The organism is Streptomyces sp. NPDC005435, assembly GCF_040703155.1.
Taxonomy (GTDB): domain Bacteria; phylum Actinomycetota; class Actinomycetes; order Streptomycetales; family Streptomycetaceae; genus Streptomyces.
On the sequence record NZ_JBEXEQ010000014.1, the window covers coordinates 1 to 14,894 of the forward strand.

Sequence of the window (14,894 nt, forward strand, 5' to 3'; positions counted from 1 at the left end):
CGGCGGCTCTCGCGGAGGTAGTCGGCGAGCCGCGGCGTGGCATAGGTCTTCACCTCCTTCACCAGCGTCGTTACCGTCGCACCGATCTGCGTGCGCCCCCGGAGCGGACGTGGGACGTCTCACACCCCGGCCCGGCGTATGGACCACCCCGGACAAGTGCAAAGATGGAGCCCGGCAGGACAGGGCCCCACCCGAGGGCCGAAGCATCAAGCGGCCGGACACCAGCCGCCTGCCGGTCACCGACGACCGGCGTACGGCGCACATGCATGGAGGACGTGACGTGGCGAACGACGCCAGCACCGTTTTCGACCTAGTGATCCTCGGCGGTGGCAGCGGTGGTTACGCCGCGGCCCTGCGCGGAGCGCAGCTGGGCCTGGACGTCGCCCTGATCGAGAAGGACAAGGTCGGCGGCACCTGCCTGCACCGGGGCTGCATCCCCACCAAGGCCCTGCTGCACGCGGGCGAGATCGCCGACCAGGCCCGCGAGAGCGAGCAGTTCGGTGTGAAGGCCACCTTCGAGGGCATCGACGTCCCGGCCGTCCACAAGTACAAGGACGACGTGATCTCGGGCCTCTACAAGGGCCTCCAGGGTCTGATCGCCTCGCGCAAGGTGACGTACATCGAGGGCGAGGGCCGGCTGTCCTCCCCCACCTCCGTGGACGTCAACGGCCAGCGCATCCAGGGCCGTCACGTCCTGCTCGCGACCGGCTCCGTGCCGAAGTCGCTGCCGGGCCTGGAGATCGACGGCGACCGGATCATCTCCTCCGACCACGCCCTCGTCCTGGACCGCGTGCCCAAGTCCGCGATCATCCTCGGCGGCGGTGTCATCGGCGTCGAGTTCGCCTCGGCCTGGAAGTCCTTCGGCGCCGACGTGACCGTCATCGAGGGCCTCAAGCACCTGGTGCCGGTCGAGGACGAGAACTCCTCCAAGCTCCTTGAGCGCGCCTTCCGCAAGCGCGGCATCAAGTTCAACCTGGGCACCTTCTTCGAGAAGGCCGAGTACACCCAGGACGGCGTCAAGGTCACCCTCGCCGACGGCAAGGAGTTCGAGGCCGAGGTCCTGCTCGTGGCCGTCGGCCGCGGCCCGGTGTCGCAGGGCCTGGGTTACGAGGAGCAGGGCGTCGCGATGGACCGCGGCTACGTCCTGGTCGACGAGTACATGCGCACCAACGTGCCGACCATCTCGGCCGTCGGTGACCTCGTCCCGACCCTCCAGCTCGCGCACGTCGGCTTCGCCGAGGGCATCCTGGTGGCGGAGCGCCTGGCCGGTCTGAAGGCCGTCCCGATCGACTACGACGGTGTCCCCCGCGTGACGTACTGCCACCCGGAGGTCGCCTCCGTGGGCATCACCGAGGCCAAGGCCAAGGAGATCTACGGCGCGGACAAGGTCGTCGCCCTGAAGTACAGCCTGGCGGGCAACGGCAAGAGCAAGATCCTGAAGACCGCGGGCGAGATCAAGCTCGTCCAGGTCAAGGACGGTGCCGTGGTCGGCGTCCACATGGTCGGCGACCGCATGGGCGAGCAGGTCGGCGAGGCCCAGCTGATCTACAACTGGGAGGCGCTGCCGGCCGAGGTCGCCCAGCTCATCCACGCCCACCCGACGCAGAACGAGGCGCTCGGCGAGGCGCACCTGGCGCTGGCCGGCAAGCCGCTGCACGCCCACGACTGAGCCATCGGCCCTCGGGCGCGACGACACAGACTTCCGCAATTCCTTAAGGAGCAACCGAAACCATGGCGGTTTCCGTAACCCTTCCGGCGCTCGGTGAGAGCGTCACCGAGGGCACTGTCACCCGCTGGCTGAAGGCCGAGGGCGAGCGCGTCGAGGCCGACGAGCCGCTGCTGGAGGTGTCGACCGACAAGGTGGACACCGAGATCCCCTCGCCCGTCTCCGGCGTGCTGGCTTCGATCAAGGTCGCCGAGGACGAGACCGTCGAGGTGGGTGCCGAGCTGGCCCTGATCGACGACGGCTCCGGCGCCCCCGCCGAGGCGCCCGCCCCGGCCGCCGCCGAGGCCCCGGCCCCCGCGGCCCCGGCCGCCGAGCCCGCCCCGGCGCCCGTCGCCGAGGCCCCGGCCGCGCCCGCCCCCGCCGCTCCGGCCGCCGAGGCGCCCGCCGCCCCGGCCGGCGGTGCCGAGGGCACCGACGTGGTCCTGCCCGCGCTCGGTGAGTCCGTCACCGAGGGCACCGTCACCCGCTGGCTGAAGTCGGTCGGCGACTCGGTCGAGGCCGACGAGCCGCTGCTCGAGGTCTCCACCGACAAGGTCGACACCGAGATCCCGGCGCCCGTCTCGGGCACGCTGCTGGAGATCGTGGTCGGCGAGGACGAGACGGCCGAGGTCGGCGCCAAGCTCGCCGTCATCGGTGTCGCCGGTGCCGCGCCCGCCGCCGCTCCGGCTCCGGCCGCCCCGGCCCCCGCCGCCGCTGCCCCGGCCGCGCCCGCCGCCCCGGCCCCCGCGCCCGCCGCCCCTGCGGCCGCCGCCCCGGCCCCGGCCGCCGCCCCGGCCCCGGCCGCCCCCGCGGCTCCGGCCGCTCCGGCTCCGGCTCCGGCCGCGCCCGCCGCCGCTGCCCCCGCCGCTCCGGCCGCGCCCGCCGCTGCCGCCCCGGCTCCGGTGGCCCCGGCCGCTCCGGCCGCCCCGGCTCCGGCCGCGGTGACCCCGGCCACCGCGCCCACCTCCCCGACCGCCACCCAGGCGACCGACGAGGGCGCCTACGTGACCCCGCTGGTGCGCAAGCTCGCCGCCGAGAACGGCGTCGACCTGGCCGGCGTCAAGGGCACCGGTGTCGGCGGCCGTATCCGCAAGCAGGACGTCATCGCCGCCGCCGAGGCCGCGAAGGCCGCCGCCGCCCCGGCTCCGGCTCCGGCCGCCGCCGCTCCGGCCGCCGCGAAGAAGGCCCCGGCCCTTGAGGTCTCCCCGCTGCGCGGCCAGACCGTCAAGATGACCCGCATCCGCAAGGTCATCGGCGACAACATGGTCAAGGCGCTCCAGGAGCAGGCCCAGCTCTCCTCGGTCGTCGAGGTCGACGTCACGCGTCTGATGAAGCTGCGCGGCAAGGCGAAGGACTCCTTCGCCGCCCGTGAGGGCGTCAAGCTCTCCCCGATGCCGTTCTTCGTGAAGGCCGCCGCGCAGGCGCTGAAGGCCCATCCGGTCATCAACGCCAAGATCAACGAGGCCGAGGGCACGATCACCTACTTCGACACCGAGAACGTCGGTATCGCGGTGGACTCGGAGAAGGGCCTGATGACCCCGGTCATCAAGCACGCCGGCGACCTCAACATCGCGGGCATCGCCAAGGCGACGGCCGAGCTGGCCGGCAAGGTCCGCGCCAACAAGATCACTCCGGACGAGCTGTCCGGCGCGACCTTCACCATCTCCAACACCGGTTCGCGCGGTGCCCTGTTCGACACGATCATCGTGCCGCCGGGCCAGGTCGCGATCCTCGGCATCGGCGCCACGGTCAAGCGCCCGGCCGTCCTGGAGACGGAGGAGGGCACGGTCATCGCCGTCCGCGACATGACCTACCTGACCCTCTCCTACGACCACCGCCTGGTCGACGGCGCCGACGCGGCCCGTTACCTGACGACGGTCAAGCAGATCCTGGAAGCGGGCGAGTTCGAGGTAGAGCTCGGCCTGTAACTCCCTGGCCTGTGCAGAAGCCCCCCTGTCGAAGGACAGGGGGGCTTCGCCGTTCCCGGACCGGAGGAACGTGCGCTTGTCGGCGCAGGGCAACTGTCACTCCCTCAGGGGCGCGGGGAACTGCGCGACCAGCCACGACGCCGCCGCACCCACCCCCAAACCGACACCCCCACGGCGAGACCCCTCGAAAACACCCTGTGCAACTCGTCTCACCTGGGCAAAAGCACCCTTGTCCGCGCCCCGACATACTCACACCCCCCTTATTGTCTAAAAGCCAGCCCCTCGCGAAGGAGCCCAGAATGACCGCGCCCGTAATCCACTCGCTGCGCGAACAGATCCGCGAGCACATCGTGGAGGGCATCGTCAGCGGCCGCTGGCAACCGGGCGAGCGCATCGTGGAACGCCGTATCGCCACGGAACTGGAGGTCAGCCAGACCCCGGTCCGCGAGGCACTCCGCGAACTGGAGACCCTGCGCCTGATCGAGTCGGCCCCCAACAAGGGCGTCCGCGTACGCAACCTGACGGCGGCCGACCTGGAGGAGAGCTACCCCGTCAGGGCCGGCCTGGAGGCCATAGCGGCCGAACTCGCGGCCGAGGCCCTGGCGGCGGACTGCTCGGCCCTGGAGCCCCACGTAGCCGCCCTGTACGAGGCCGACCAGGCCGCCGACGGCACCGGCCAGGTCCGCCACACCGTCGGCTTCCACCGCGAACTGGTGCGCGCCGCAGGCAACTCCGTGCTGCTGCACACCTGGGAGGGCCTCGGCATCGAGGTGTTCACGGCGCTGTCGATCCGCTGGCTGGGCACCGTTCAGCAGTCGTACGCGGAGGAGCACGAGGAGCTGGTGGAGGCGTTCAAGCGCCGCGACCCCCGGATCGCCGAGCTGGTGAAGGCGCACGTGCTGGGCTGCGCGCCCCGCGCCTGAGCCGTACCCCGCTCACCTGCGGAAACGGACCCGGAAACCGGTCGAAAACACGGCACCCCGTGCCTGTCCAAAAGACACCGGGTGCCTACTTTCGCGCAAAGACGGGGTTTTCACCCCCAAACCTTTGATCGATCATCGATCAGGGAGTTACAGTCCTCGACGGCCCTGTCCTGCCAAAGACCAAGGGCACCCCCAAGTTCTCAACCATGAGAACACCCCCCTTCGACTGAGGAAGGCGGCGACATGACCGACCCCAACGCCATCCAGCAGAGCGCGCTCGACCAGCTCCCGGACCGCGACGCCGAGGAGACCGCCGAGTGGCGGGCCTCCCTGGACGCCGTCGCCAGGGAAGCGGGCCCGCATCGCGCCGCGTACCTGATGCGGCGCACTCTGGAGCGTGCCGAGGCGGACGGCATCGGCCTGCCGAAGCTCGTCGAGACGGACTACCTCAACACCATCCCCACCGCCGCCGAGCCGGGCGTCCCCGGTGACGAGGCGATGGAGTCCCGGATCACCGCCTGGAACCGCTGGAACGCGGCCGCGATGGTCACCCGTGGCAGCAAATACGGCGTCGGCGGCCACATCGCCACCTTCGCCTCCGCCGCGTGGCTGTACGAGACCGGCTTCAACCACTTCTTCAAGGGCAAGGAGGGCGACGGCTCGGGCGACCAGCTCTACATCCAGGGCCACGCCTCCCCGGGCATCTACGCCCGCGCCTTCCTCGACGGCCGGCTGAACGAGGGCCACCTCGACAACTTCCGCCAGGAGGCGGGCGGCAACGGCCTGCCCTCCTACCCGCACCCGCGTCGGCTGCCCTGGCTGTGGGAGTTCCCGACGGTGTCGATGGGCCTCGGCCCGCTCTCCGCGATCTACCAGGCGCGGTTCAACCGCTACCTGACCAACCGCGCCATCAAGGACGTCTCCGCCTCGCACGTGTGGGCGTTCCTCGGCGACGGCGAGATGGACGAGCCGGAGTCGACGGCGGCCCTCGCGCTCGCCGCCCGTGAGGAGCTGGACAACCTCACCTTCGTCATCAACTGCAACCTCCAGCGCCTCGACGGCCCGGTCCGCGCGAACTTCAAGATCGTGCAGGAGCTGGAGGCCCAGTTCCGCGGCGCCGGCTGGAACGTCATCAAGACCCTGTGGGGCACCGCCTGGGACGAGCTGTTCCAGCTGGACACCACGGGCGCGCTGGTCCGCCGCCTTCGCCAGGTCCCGGACGCCCAGATCCAGACGTACCAGACGCGTGACGCGGCCTACATCCGCCAGGACTTCTTCGGCGCCGACCCGGCGCTGGTGGAGATGGCGAAGCTGCTGAGCGACGACAAGATCCTCGAGTGCTTCCACCTCTCGCGCGGCGGCCACGAGGCCCGCAAGGTCTACGCCGCGTACAAGGCGGCCGTCGAGCACAAGGGCGCGCCGACCGTGATCCTGGCCCAGACGGTCAAGGGCCACACCCTCGGCCCGGGCTTCGCCTCCAAGAACGCCAACCACCAGATGAAGAAGCTCTCGGTGGACGAGTTCAAGGCGATGCGCGACCTCCTCGAACTGCCGATCCCGGACAGCGCCTTCGCCGACGGCCAGGTGCCCTACGGCCACCCGGGCGCCGACTCCCCCGAGGTCCGCTACCTCCAGGAGCGCCGCGCGGCCCTCGGCGGCCCGGCCCCGGCCCGCCGCACCCAGCCGCTGCCCGCGCTGCCCGCCCCCGCCGACAAGGCGTTCACCTCCTTCGACAAGGGCTCCGGCTCGCAGAACGTGGCGACCACCATGGCGTTCGTCCGCCTGGTCAAGGACCTGGTCCGCGACAAGGAGACCGGCAAGCGCTGGGTGCCGATCGTCCCCGACGAGGCGCGCACCTTCGGCATGGAGTCGCTGTTCCCCTCGCTGGGCATCTACTCGCCCAAGGGCCAGACGTACGAGCCGGTCGACCGCGACCAGCTGATGTACTACAAGGAGGCCAAGAACGGCCAGATCCTCAACGAGGGGATCACCGAGGCCGGTTCGATGGCCGACTTCATCGCCGCTTCCAGCGCGTACTCGACGCACGGCGAGGCGATGATCCCGTTCTACATCTTCTACTCGATGTTCGGCTGGCAGCGCACGGCCGACCAGATGTGGCAGCTCGGCGACCAGCTCGGCCGCGGCTTCCTCGTCGGCGCGACCGCCGGCCGTACGACCCTGACGGGCGAGGGCCTCCAGCACGCCGACGGCCACTCCCCGGTCATCGCCGCGACCAACCCGGCCGCGCTGACGTACGACCCGGCGTTCGCCTACGAGGTCGCCGCCATCGTCAAGGAGGGTCTGCGCCGGATGTACGGCGAGGCCGCCGAGGGCGAGGACCAGGACGTCTTCTACTACCTGACGGTCTACAACGAGCCGCTGCCGCAGCCGGCCAAGCCCGCCGCCCCCGGCATCGACGAGGGCATCGTCAAGGGCCTGTACCGCTTCAACACGGCGGAGTCCGCGGGCGTCACCGTCCCGGCCAACGCCCCGCGCATCCAGCTCCTCGGCTCGGGCACGGCGATCCACTGGGCGCTCGACGCGCAGAAGCTGCTCGCCGAAGAGTGGGGGGTGGCCGCCGACGTGTGGTCCGCGACCTCCTGGTCCGAGCTGCGCCGTGACGCCATGGACGCCGACGCGGCCCTGCTGCGCGGCGAGGAGCGGGTGCCGTTCGTGCGCCGGGCGCTCCAGGGCGCCGAGGGCCCGGTCCTCGCGGTCTCCGACTACATGCGCCAGGTCCCGGACCAGATCGCGCAGTGGGTCGAGCAGGACTGGTCCTCGCTGGGCGCGGACGGCTTCGGCCTCTCCGACACCCGCGCGGCGGCCCGCCGGCACTTCGGCGTGGACGCCGAGTCGATCGTCGTCGCGGCCCTGGCGCAGCTCGCCCGGCGCGGCGAGGTCAAGGCCACGGCGGTGAAGGAAGCCCGCGAGAAGTACGGTCTGTGACCTTCTGAGGTCCGCTGAAGGGGTACGGCGTGTCGCCGTGCCCCTTCGTCGTTTCCCGCCGTTCACCGTGCCGTTCCGCGTGCGGGGCGCGCACCGAGGCCCGATGCTGGTGCCGTGATGGACGAGACGGAGTTCTGGGAGCTGATCGACGCCACCCGCGAGGCCGCCGAGGGCGACCCCGAGGAGCAGGCCGACCTGCTGGTGGACAAGCTGCTCCAGCTGGACCCGGACATGGTCCTGGACTTCGCCCGTCACTTCGAGGCCCGCTACAACCGCGCCTACCGCTGGGATCTGTGGGGCGCGGCGTGGATTCTGCTGGGCGGCGCGAGCGACGACGCCTTCGACTACTTCCGGTGCTGGCTGATCGGCCAGGGCCGGGAGGTGTTCGAGGGCGCGCTGCACGACCCGGACGCGCTGGCGGAGCTCCTCGATGACTTCGACGAGGAGATGGACGGGGACGGCGAGGAGCTGGGGTACGCGGCCGACGAGGCGTACGAGCGGCTGACCGGCGTGGTGGCCCCCGACCTGGGGATCGCTCCCGCCCCTGCGGAGCCGGCGGGCACGGCGTTCGACTTCGAGAACGACGGGATGCTGGCGGAGCGCTATCCGGTGCTGTGGGAACGCTTCGGGGAGTGAGGTGCCCGCCCGCTCCCCGGTGTACCGCTCACCGGCCCTGGAGGCGGGCCGCCGCGTTCCTGATGGCGGGGAGGCGGGCGGTCAGGGCGGCGCCGGGGCAGGTGGTCTGATAGCCGTCGTTGTGGCCCGCCAGGGCGGGCAGGGTGGCGGCCGTACCGGCCTTGTACCTGCTCAGTCCGCTGCTGGAGACCAGGGTGACGCGCGAGCGCGGGTCGATGTCGGCGAGGCCCAGTTTCCAGGCGGCGACCGCGGCGATGGCGTCGGTCATGGCGCGCGGGACGGGGACTCCGGCGGTGAAGGTGCCGAGCGCGGCGATGCCCGTACTGCGGTGGTTGAAGCCCTGGGTGTGGGCGCCGGTGACCGCCCGGTCCACTCCTCCGGCGCGGCCCTCGTAGACGGTGCCGCAGCGGTCCACGAGGAAGTTGTAGCCGATGTCGTCCCAGTGCCGGCTGCCGGTCTGGCCCGCGTACAGGGCGCGGATGATGCGCGGGGCGTCGGCGCAGTCGTAGCCGTTGGGCGAGTCGGTGTGGTGGACGAAGACGGCGATCACCTTGTCGTCGTAGCGCGGGGCGGGCTGCTCGTGCCGGGCGGTGGCGTCCAGCCAGACGGAGCGGGGCACGATCGCCGGGCGGGGCGCGTAGTGGTGCGGGGGTGTGCGCGGGGCGACCGTGGCGGGGTGGGGGGAGTGGTGGGTGACGATGCTCTCGCTGCCCCGGGCGAACATCAGCACCGCGACCAGGGTGGTGAGTGCGGGCAGGCAGCCGACCACCAGCAGCACCGCGCCCGGTACCCGGACGCGCCGCTTGTGTCCGTCCGGTCCTCGCGTGGCACGCATGATCCCATCGTCGGATCGCCCGGCCCGGTCCGCGATGTGTGCTGTGCCACCCGGTGGAACCATCGTCCCCGTCCGGGACGTTTCCGGGGGTACACGCACCCGTGTGCCGTTTCCCCGCCGGGGCGCGCGCGGCTGATCAGCGGGCGCGTCCCGACCGTACTGGGGGGTCCGAGAGAAAGGCGGCTTCGTGGACCTGCTCGACGTGCTGCTCGTGCTGGTGGTCCTCGTCTACGCGGCCGCCGGGTACCGGCGCGGCCTGGTGGCCGGGTGTCTGTCGCTGGCCGGGTTCGTGGGCGGCGCGGCCGTCGGTGTCTGGGCGCTGCCCTTCGTGACGGGCCTGGTGACGCGCGGGTCGGCCGCGGCGACCGTGCTCGCGGTGCTGACGGTGCTGGTGCCGGGCGTGGTGGGGCACGAGCTGGCGGGGCAGCTGGGGCTGCGGCTGCGCAGCCGTATCGACCGCACGGGCGGGGGCGCGCTGCGGGTGGCGGACGGGCTGGGCGGCGCGGCGGCGAACTCGGTGGCGGTGCTGATCGTGGCGTGGGTGGCGGCGAGCGTGCTGGCGGCGGCGCCCTCGCAGACGCTGACGTCGGCGATCCGTCACTCGACGCTGCTCGGCGCGGTGCAGGAGGCGATGCCGGAGACGACCCCGGTGTGGTTCTCGCGGGCCACCTCGGCGCTGACGGAGGCGGGTTTCCCGCAGGTCTTCAACCCGTTCGAGAACGAGTCCACGGCCCGGGTGGCCGAGCCCAGCGGGGACAGTGTGACGGCGGAGGCGACGGAGGCGGCCCGTACGAGCACGGTGAAGATCGAGGGCTCGGCGGGCGCCGAGGGCCGCGAGGGCAGCGGGTTCGTGTACGCGCCGCACCGAGTGATGACGAACGCGCACGTGGTGGCCGGGATCGACGAGCCGAGCGTGCGGGTGGGCGGGGTCGGTCCGTCGTACGCGGCGCGGGTGGTGCTCTTCGACCCGGACAAGGACGTGGCGGTGCTCTACGTGCCCCGGCTGAGCGCCCCGGTGCTGCGCTTCGACGACGGTGCCCGGCGCGGGGACTCGGCGGTGGTGGCGGGTTATCCGGAGGACGGCGGGCTGAACCTCCAGGCGGCGACGGTGGCGAACCGGGTGCGGGCGACCGGCCAGAACATCTACAGCGACCGGACGGTCACCCGCGAGGTGTACTCGGTGCGCTCGACGGTCCGCCCGGGCAACTCGGGCGGACCGCTGCTGACCACGTCCGGGCGGGTGTACGGCGTGGTGTTCGCCCGCTCCACCTCGGATTCCGAGACGGGCTACGCGCTCACGGCGGCCGAGGTCGCCTCGGATGCGTCCCGGGCGGCGAAGGCGACGCGGCCGGTGGACACCGGGCACCTGATCACGTCGTAGGACGCCGGGGGCATCTCACAGGAAGCGGCCCATGAGGACGTCGTCGACGTACTCCCCCGCGATGAGGAACTCCTCCGGGAGGACGCCCTCGACCGTGAATCCCTCGGCCTCGTAGAGCCGGCGGGCCGGGGTGTTGTGGCCGAGGACGCGCAGGGTCAGGCGCCGGGCGCCCCGGGCGCGGGCCAGCTCGGCGGCGGCGCGGACCAGGGCGCGGCCGACGCCGTGGCCGCGTGCCTCCCCGGCGACGGCGAGGCCCCGGATCTGCAGGACGTGCGCGTTGACGGCGAGCGGGGTGGGCGGCCCGACCCGGACATAGCCGACGGCGCGTCCGTCGAGCTCGGCCACCAGGTGGTCCTGCGGCAGATGGGCCGCGTCGAAGAAGGGCGGGTACGGCGGCCGGGGCGCGGGCTGCACCGCGTGGAGGGTGGACCAGGTGCGGCGGTCGAGCAGGGCGAGCGCGTCCTCGTCCCCGGGGCGGGCCGGGCGTATGCGGGGCTGGGTCATGGGGGGACTGTAGGCGGGGGCCGGGGGCGACTTGCGGCCGCGGTGGGCCGTTCTCCCCGGTTTCCGGGGGCCGTACGGCCATGCTGGGATCATGGAGCATTCGCGAATCGCGGTGGCCGGCGCGTCCGGTCTGATCGGCAGCGCCCTGGTGCGGTCCCTGCGGGGCGACGGGCACGAGGTGGTCCGGCTGGTGCGGCACGAGCCGCGGGGCGAGGACGAGGTGCGCTGGGACCCGGAGCGGCAGACGGTGGACGCGGCCGGGCTGACCGGCTGCGACGTGGTGGTGAACCTGGCCGGGGCCGGGGTCGGGGACAAGCGCTGGACGCCGGAGTACAAGCGGCTGATCCGGGACAGCCGGGTGCTGGGCACGGCGACGCTGGCGGAGGCGGTCGTCTCGCTGCCGGAGCCGCCCCGGGTGTTCGTGAACGGCAGCGCGATCGGCTACTACGGCGACACCGGCGACCGGGTCACGGACGAGAGCGCCCCGCCCGGCGAGGGGTTCCTGCCCTCGGTGTGCGAGGAGTGGGAGGAGGCGGCGGCGCCGGTGCGGGAGGCGGGGGTGCGGACGGTGTTCGCGCGCACCGGTCTGGTGGTGGCGTCCACGGGCGGGGCGTGGGGGCGGCTGTTCCCGCTGTTCAAGGCGGGGCTCGGCGGGCGGCTCGGGGACGGGCGGCAGTACTGGTCGTACATCGCGCTGCACGACGAGGTGGCCGCGCTCCGGCATCTGATCGACCGTGATGACCTGTCGGGGCCGTTCAATCTGACCGCGCCCGAGCCGCTGACCAACCAGGAGATCACCGAGGCGATGGGGCGCGTGCTGCACCGGCCGACCCCGTTCCCGGTCCCGGCGGCGGTGCTGCGCACGGTGCTCGGGGAGATGGCCGGGGATGTGCTGGGCAGTCAACGGGTGGTGCCCGCGCGGCTGTTGGAGTCGGGGTTCGCTTTCGCGTTCCCCGGGATCGAGGACGCGATCCGCGCGGCGGAGTGACCGTATGCGACCTCCATGCGACCGTGCCCTGTCGATGCGCGACTGCCCCTGACCGGTCCGGGCCCTAACCTCGACCCGAACTCGGGTATCCCCGGGGCCTGTTGGGGGCATCACGTCTCCACCGGCCGCGCAACCACAGGAGGGGCCTCGTGCTTGAGCCCGCGTACCAGGTGGACGTCGTCGTCGTGGGAGCCGGGGTCGCCGGACTCGCGGCGGCCCGTCGGCTCGCCAGTGCTGGAGTGTCGACCGCGGTCCTGGAGGCCGATCCGTGCGTCGGCGGCCGTATGTCGACGGACAAGGTCGACGGCTTCCGGCTCGACCGGCTCGGACAGCCGCTGTTCACGTCCTGGACCGATCTGCGCACCGCCCCCGGCCTCGAAGCGCTGCCGCTGCGCCGCTTCGCGCCCGGGGTCCTGCTGCACCGCGACGGGCACCGGCACCGGGCGGGTGCTCCGGCGGTCACAGGGGGCGCAAGGGGCGCACTTCACATCGCGCGCGCCCTCGCGAGCGCCCCTCGGGGGCCGGGAAGCGCCCGCGAGAGCCGTACGGGCGGGGCGGCCGGGGGCGCCATGGACCGGGCCCGGCTCGGCAGCGCGCTGAACCGGCTCGCCGCCACCCCGGTCGAACGCCTGCTGGCCCGGCCCGAACTGCCCGCCGCCCAGGCCCTCCAGGCGCGCGGACTGCCGCCACGCACCGTCGAGGGCTTCCTGCGCCCGCTGCTGGCCGCCCTGCTGTGCGACCCGGAGCTGACCACCTCCAGCCGGGCCGCCGACCTGGCGCTGCACGCCTTCGCGAGCGGGCGGCTGTGCGTCCCCGAGGGGGGCGCGCAGGCGCTCCCGGACCGGCTGGCCCGCTCGCTGCCGCCCGGCACCGTGCGCACCGGCGTACGCGTCACCTCGGTCTCCACCACCTCGGTCACCACCGCCGAGCACGGCGTGATCCGCTGCCGCGCGGTCCTGCTCGCGACCGGCGCCCGCGCCGCCGCCGAGCTGCTGCCCGGCCTGCGCGTGCCGGACTTCCACCCGGTGACCGTGGTCCACCACACCACCGACGACCCGGCCCCCGCGCTCGCCACCGGCTCCGCGCTGCTCCTCGACGCCGACCGGAGCGGCCCGGTCGCGCACACGGCGGTGCTCAGCACCGTGGACCCGGCCCGGGCGCCCGCCGGACGCGTGCTGATCTCCTCCACCGTCCTCGGCACCCCGCCCCGGGACCACGGCGAACTGGACAGCGCCGTCCGCATCCAGCTGGGCCGCCTCTACGGCACCTCCACGCACCGCTGGGAGACCCTGGCCGTGCGGCACACCCCGGAGGCGGTCCCCGCACAGCGCCCGCCGTACGACGCGCGCCGCCCGGTGCGCCTGATGGCGGGGCTGTACGTGTGCGGCGACCACCGCGACTCCGGCACCGTCCAGGGCGCCCTGCGCTCCGCCCACCGCGCGGCGGCGGCCCTCCTGGCCGACCTCGGCGCGGCGGGCTCGCTGCACCGCGCCGACCCGGCGGCGACGGTGCCGCGCGCGGCGTAGAGCCGCGGCAGCGGGTGTGACTCTCACCCCAGCGCGGCGGTCCGCTCCCGGTACCCCCGCGCCGGGGCCGCGTCGCGGTACGGCTCCAGGCGGCGCTCGAAGTCCTTGACGTACTCGACCGCGCGCACCGAGCGCATCTCCGCCGCCTGGGCCGCCGCCTCGGCGGCCAGCGCGCACGCCTGGTCGAGTTCGCCGAGGCCGAGCCGGGCGGTGGCGAGGACCACCCGGCAGAACAGCCGGCTGCGGGCGTGCGCCGGGCCGCGCAGCCGCAGCGCGCGCTCCGCGTGCTGCGCGGCCGCCCGGAACTGCTGGAGGTCCCGGTGGCAGTGGCCCAGCTCGTCCGCGAGCTGGGCCTCGTCGAAGAAGCGCGCCCAGTGCGGCACGTCGTCGGCGGCCCGGGCCGACTCCAGGGCGCGTTCGGCGCGCAGCAGCGCGGTGGTGCACGCCCGCGCCTCCCCGACCACCGCGTGCGCCCGCGCCTCCGCCGCGTGCAGCAGCGCCTGGACGACCGGGGGCGCCGCCGTGCCGACGCCCTGCTGGGCGACCCGGGCGAGCTGGAGAGCCTCCCTGCCGTGTCCGAGGTAGACGGCCTGCCGGCTCATGGTGACCAGCACGTACGAGCCGTAGGCCCGGTCGCCCGCCGCCTGGGCAAGGCGCAGCGCCTGGACGAAGTAGCGCTGGGCGAGTCCGTGGGCGGCGATGTCGTACGACGTCCAGCCGGCGAGCCGGGTGAGGTCGGCGGCGGCGCCGAAGAGCCTGCGGCCGGTCTGCTCGGAGTAGACCCCGCGCAGCATCGGCTCGCACTCGTGCTCCAGGTAGCGCACCAGGGCCTGCCGGGCGTGGCCGCCGCCGTACTGGTCGTCCAGGGTGCGGAACAGTTCGCCGACCGAGCGCAGCGCGGCGATCTCGCCGGAGGTGACCCGGTGCCCGGAGGAGCGGTCGGGGTGCCCGGGCGGCCGGAGCGCGCCGGGGACGGGCTCGGTGCGCTCGGGCGCGCTGCCGTGGCGGCCCTGCGCGGGCACCCGGGGTGCCGCCTCGCGGGCCACCCGGTCGTCGGGCCTGCCGATCAGCCAGTCGCGGCTGGGCACCACGAGCCCGGCCGGGGTGAAGGCGATCCGGCGCAGCTCGGCGTGGCTTCCGGAGTCCTTGCGCCACAGCCCGCCGACGATGTCCACGGCCTCCTCCGGCGTGGCCGCGAACTCGAGCCCGGCGTACACCGGCGCACACGCGTCCAGGCCGAGGTCCTGCGCGGTGAGCCGGCGCCCGAGCCGGCGCGTGAAGACCTCGGCGATGAGCGCGGGGGTGGTGCCCCGGGGCTGCTGGCCGCGCAGCCAGCGGGTGACGGAGGTCTTGTCGTATCTGAGGTCCAGCCCGTGCTCCAGGCCGAGCTGGTCGACGCGCCGGGCCAGACCCGCGTTGGAGAACCCCGCCTCTGCGATGAGCGCGGCGAGCTGGCGGTTGGGGGTGCGCTGCGCGGGTCGGTCCGTCATCTGTGGCGCGGTCTCCTGCCTTCCGGCTCCCT

Annotated in this window: 11 protein-coding genes; 8 read left to right on the forward strand and 3 right to left on the reverse strand. The window is 73.5% G+C overall.

Annotation, left to right across the window (positions count from 1 at the left end):
* Positions 1-280: 280 nt before the first annotated feature.
* The 5 genes from lpdA (at position 281) to AB0898_RS19025 (ending at position 8,138) form a co-directional block, all read left to right on the forward strand.
* Positions 281-1,669 carry a dihydrolipoyl dehydrogenase gene (gene lpdA, locus AB0898_RS19005; protein ID WP_366804095.1) on the forward strand — a complete coding sequence of 463 codons (1,389 nt, stop codon included), beginning with the start codon at positions 281-283 and terminating at the stop codon, positions 1,667-1,669.
* A 62-nt stretch (positions 1,670-1,731) separates the two neighbouring features.
* On the forward strand, positions 1,732-3,633 hold the full coding sequence (sucB, locus tag AB0898_RS19010) for a 2-oxoglutarate dehydrogenase, E2 component, dihydrolipoamide succinyltransferase (protein WP_366804096.1): 1,902 nt from the start codon (positions 1,732-1,734) through the stop codon (positions 3,631-3,633).
* 299 nt (positions 3,634-3,932) lie between these two features.
* Entirely contained in the window at positions 3,933-4,556 is a 624-nt protein-coding gene (locus AB0898_RS19015) for a GntR family transcriptional regulator (protein WP_366804097.1), read from the forward strand.
* Between the two features lie 243 nt (positions 4,557-4,799).
* Positions 4,800-7,502 (forward strand): pyruvate dehydrogenase (acetyl-transferring), homodimeric type, encoded by a 2,703-nt coding sequence (gene aceE, locus AB0898_RS19020; RefSeq protein WP_366804098.1) that lies wholly within the window; start codon positions 4,800-4,802, stop codon positions 7,500-7,502.
* Between the two features lie 117 nt (positions 7,503-7,619).
* A complete protein-coding gene (locus AB0898_RS19025; RefSeq protein WP_366804099.1) occupies positions 7,620-8,138 on the forward strand; it encodes a DUF4240 domain-containing protein in 519 nt (172 codons plus the stop codon).
* Positions 8,139-8,166: 28 nt separating this feature from the next.
* On the opposite strand, the gene AB0898_RS19030 is transcribed toward AB0898_RS19025, so the two are convergent.
* Positions 8,167-8,973, reverse strand: coding sequence for a peptidoglycan recognition protein (locus tag AB0898_RS19030; RefSeq protein ID WP_366804100.1), 807 nt, complete (start codon positions 8,971-8,973; stop codon positions 8,167-8,169).
* Positions 8,974-9,160: 187 nt separating this feature from the next.
* Here AB0898_RS19030 and AB0898_RS19035 point away from each other — a divergent pair, with 187 nt between their 5' ends.
* Entirely contained in the window at positions 9,161-10,354 is a 1,194-nt protein-coding gene (locus AB0898_RS19035; protein WP_366804101.1) for a MarP family serine protease, read from the forward strand.
* A 15-nt stretch (positions 10,355-10,369) separates the two neighbouring features.
* Here the strand turns inward: AB0898_RS19035 and AB0898_RS19040 are convergent, their stop codons facing one another.
* Positions 10,370-10,858, reverse strand: a complete 489-nt coding sequence (locus AB0898_RS19040) for a GNAT family N-acetyltransferase (protein ID WP_366804102.1) — start codon at positions 10,856-10,858, stop codon at positions 10,370-10,372.
* Between the two features lie 91 nt (positions 10,859-10,949).
* On the opposite strand from AB0898_RS19040, the gene AB0898_RS19045 reads away from it, so the two are divergent.
* The gene (locus AB0898_RS19045) at positions 10,950-11,846 is read left to right on the forward strand and encodes a TIGR01777 family oxidoreductase (RefSeq protein ID WP_366804103.1); all 897 of its coding nucleotides are present in this window, start codon (positions 10,950-10,952) and stop codon (positions 11,844-11,846) included.
* A 149-nt stretch (positions 11,847-11,995) separates the two neighbouring features.
* Complete coding sequence (locus tag AB0898_RS19050; protein WP_366804104.1) at positions 11,996-13,372, forward strand: FAD-dependent oxidoreductase; 1,377 nt, start codon at positions 11,996-11,998, stop codon at positions 13,370-13,372.
* A 23-nt stretch (positions 13,373-13,395) separates the two neighbouring features.
* Here the strand turns inward: AB0898_RS19050 and AB0898_RS19055 are convergent, their stop codons facing one another.
* Complete coding sequence (locus AB0898_RS19055; RefSeq protein ID WP_366804105.1) at positions 13,396-14,862, reverse strand: regulator; 1,467 nt, start codon at positions 14,860-14,862, stop codon at positions 13,396-13,398.
* Between the last annotated feature and the right edge of the window lie 32 nt (positions 14,863-14,894).